The sequence below is a fragment of the Nocardia sp. NPDC060259 genome, from assembly GCF_042728775.1.
Classification (GTDB): domain Bacteria; phylum Actinomycetota; class Actinomycetes; order Mycobacteriales; family Mycobacteriaceae; genus Nocardia.
In genome coordinates, this window is sequence record NZ_JBHXAY010000194.1 from 1 (window position 1) to 2,948 (window position 2,948).

Genomic DNA, 2,948 nt, shown 5'->3' on the forward strand with positions numbered 1-2,948 from the left:
ACACCACGCTCGTCGAGGTCAACCCGCTGGTGCGCACCCCGCAGGACGAGATCCTCGCCCTCGACGGCAAGGTCACCCTGGACGAGAACGCCGAGTACCGGCAGCCCGGCCACCTCGAGTTCGCCGACGTCGACGCGACCGACCCGCTCGAGCTCAAGGCCAAGGAGAACGACCTCAACTACGTCAAGCTCGACGGTGAGGTCGGCATCATCGGCAACGGCGCAGGCCTGGTCATGTCGACCCTGGACGTCGTGGCGTACGCCGGTGAGAACCACGGCGGCGTGAAGCCGGCCAACTTCCTCGACATCGGCGGTGGCGCTTCGGCTTCCGTGATGGCCGCGGGTCTGGACGTCATCCTGGGCGACGCGCAGGTCAAGAGCGTGTTCGTCAACGTGTTCGGTGGCATCACCGCGTGCGACGCGGTCGCCAACGGCATCGTGAAGGCGCTGGAGATCCTCGGTGACGCGGCCACCAAGCCGCTGGTCGTCCGTCTCGACGGCAACAACGTCGACGAGGGTCGCAAGATCCTCGCCGAGGCCAACCACCCGCTGGTGACGCTGGCCCAGACCATGGACGAAGGCGCCGACAAGGCTGCCGAACTGGCCGCAGCCAAGTAAGGAACACGAACATGTCCATCTTCCTGAACAAGGACAACAAGGTCATCGTCCAGGGCATCACCGGCGGCGAGGGCACCAAGCACACCGCGCTGATGCTGAAGGCGGGCACCAACGTCGTCGGCGGCGTGAACGCGCGCAAGGCCGGCACCACCGTCACCCACACCGACGCCGCGGGCAACACCATCGAGCTGCCGGTGTTCGCTTCCGTCGCCGAGGCGATGGAGAAGACCGGCGCCGACACCTCCATCGCGTTCGTGCCGCCCGCCTTCTCCAAGGACGCCATCGTCGAGGCCATCGACGCGGAGATCCCGCTGCTGGTGGTCATCACCGAGGGCATCCCGGTGCAGGACTCCGCCTACGCGTGGGCCTACAACGTCGAAAAGGGCGAGAAGACCCGCATCATCGGCCCGAACTGCCCCGGCATCATCACCCCGGGCGAGGCGCTGGTCGGCATCACCCCGAACAACATCACCGGCAAGGGCCCGATCGGCCTGGTGTCGAAGTCGGGCACCCTGACCTACCAGATGATGTACGAGCTGCGCGATTTCGGTTTCTCGACCGCGATCGGCATCGGCGGCGACCCGGTCATCGGCACCACCCACATCGACGCCATCGAGGCGTTCGAGAAGGACCCCGAGACCAAGATCATCGTCATGATCGGCGAAATCGGTGGCGACGCCGAGGAGCGGGCCGCGGCCTACATCAAGGCCAACGTGACCAAGCCGGTCGTCGGTTACGTCGCCGGCTTCACCGCCCCCGAGGGCAAGACCATGGGCCACGCGGGCGCCATCGTCTCCAGCGGCGGCGGTACCGCGCAGGCCAAGCAGGAAGCGCTCGAGGCCGCCGGCGTGAAGGTCGGCAAGACGCCGTCCGCGACCGCCGCGCTGGCGCGCGAGATCCTGGAGAAGGCGTCCATCGCGTCTGCCTGATCTTTTTGCATCACCTACGAAGGCCGCCTCCAGGTTTGACGGAGGCGGCCTTCGTCGATTCTGCACAGGGCGTGGTTATCCACAGCCCGATCGGTAGGTGGTGACCGGGGACGTGGCGTGCAGTAGCGTCAAGTACTGGATCAGCACCAGTCAGTTCGACGCGACCGATGCGCACGACTCGACAAGGAGACGACGACATGTCATACCCGACCGGGGGCTCCGGGTACAACGCACCCGCGACACCCGCCGCGCCCAGCCAGGGCCCGAGCACCGGAGCCGCCGCGGCTGCACCATCGACCGCGGCCGATGCCGGTGCCAAAGGGCTGCCGTTCATTCTGACCGCGGCGACCGCCGGACTCGGCGTGCTGACCTTCCTGCTCGGCTTCCTGCCGTTCGTCGGAGCCAAGCCGGTGACGCTCGGCGGCACCACGGTGACCAGCGACGAGACCGACAGCTTCTTCGCGTATTTCGGTGGCTCGGCCTCGCTCACCATCGTCCTGGTTGCCGGTCTGCTCGCCGCGGTGTCGTTGCTGCCCAAGCAGAATCTGCTCGGCGCCGCAGCGGCGACCGCGGTCGCCGGGCTCTTCGGCGTGCTCGCGCTGACCTTCTCGGTGCCCGAGGGCGCCGAGCTCGAATTCGGCGCCTTCATCGTGATCGTGTTCGCGCTGCTGACCGCGGCCGCCGCGATCGTCGGCCTGCTGTTCGGGCTCGGCATCATCAAGGCGCCGGCGCCCAAACCCGCCCAGCCCCAGCAGCAGCCGGGTCAGTACGGCCAGTACGGCCAGCAGGGTTACGGGCAGCAGGGCTACGGCCAGACCGGCCAGCAGCCCTACGGCCAGACCGGATACGGCCAGAGCCAGACCGGCGGTCAGTACCCCACCCAGCAGCCGTCGCCGTACGGCCAGCAGAGCCAGCCGTCGGTGCCGCAGCCGTCCTACGGTCAGCCGGGCCAGCAGCAGCCGGGCTACGGTCAGCCGCAGCAGTCGCCGTACGGCCAGCAGTACGGTGCGCCGCAGCAGCAGTCGCCCTACGGTGCCCCGCCGCAGGCGCAGCCGCGTCCCGATGAGAGCGCGACCCAGAACTTCGGCGGCCAGCAGCCGGGCCAGCCCTTCGGTGCGCCGACCTACGGTGGCGCGCAGGCCGGTTCGCCCGCGCAGCCGCAGCCGGGCCCCGGTCAGCCGCAGCCGTTCGGTGGGGAGCAGAACGCCGATCCGTCGGCCGACGCGACCACCGCGTTCCGCCCGAACGACGACAACAAGTAGGAAACCGCCGGCATGATCGGGTCAGCGCTGGGACACGCTAGCGAAGCGTGACCACGCAGGGCGCCCCGATCATGCCAAATGAAGCACGGCCGCCGCGCGTGGCACAGGTTCGATCGCGAGCCCACAGGTGTGCCTGTGGG

2 protein-coding genes and 1 pseudogene are annotated in these 2,948 nt (G+C 68.7%); all 3 read left to right on the plus strand.

Annotated features, from left to right (window positions below; translation table 11 throughout):
• Window positions 1-617 (plus strand): annotated as a pseudogene (locus tag ACFWF2_RS33480) (succinate--CoA ligase subunit beta); the annotation flags it as partial.
• A gap of 11 nt (window positions 618-628) precedes the next feature.
• Entirely contained in the window at window positions 629-1,546 is a 918-nt protein-coding gene (sucD, locus tag ACFWF2_RS33485) for a succinate--CoA ligase subunit alpha (RefSeq protein ID WP_379311487.1), read from the plus strand.
• 197 nt (window positions 1,547-1,743) lie between these two features.
• Window positions 1,744-2,808: a DUF5336 domain-containing protein gene (locus tag ACFWF2_RS33490; RefSeq protein ID WP_379311488.1), complete on the plus strand. Its 1,065-nt coding sequence runs from the start codon at window positions 1,744-1,746 to the stop codon at window positions 2,806-2,808.
• Window positions 2,809-2,948 lie beyond the last annotated feature (140 nt).

Coding starts and splice junctions, on each gene's coding strand:
- sucD (WP_379311487.1), top strand. CDS start 629: ATGTCCATCTTCCTGAACAAGGACAACAAGGTCATCGTCCAGGGCATC.
- ACFWF2_RS33490 (WP_379311488.1), top strand. CDS start 1,744: ATGTCATACCCGACCGGGGGCTCCGGGTACAACGCACCCGCGACACCC.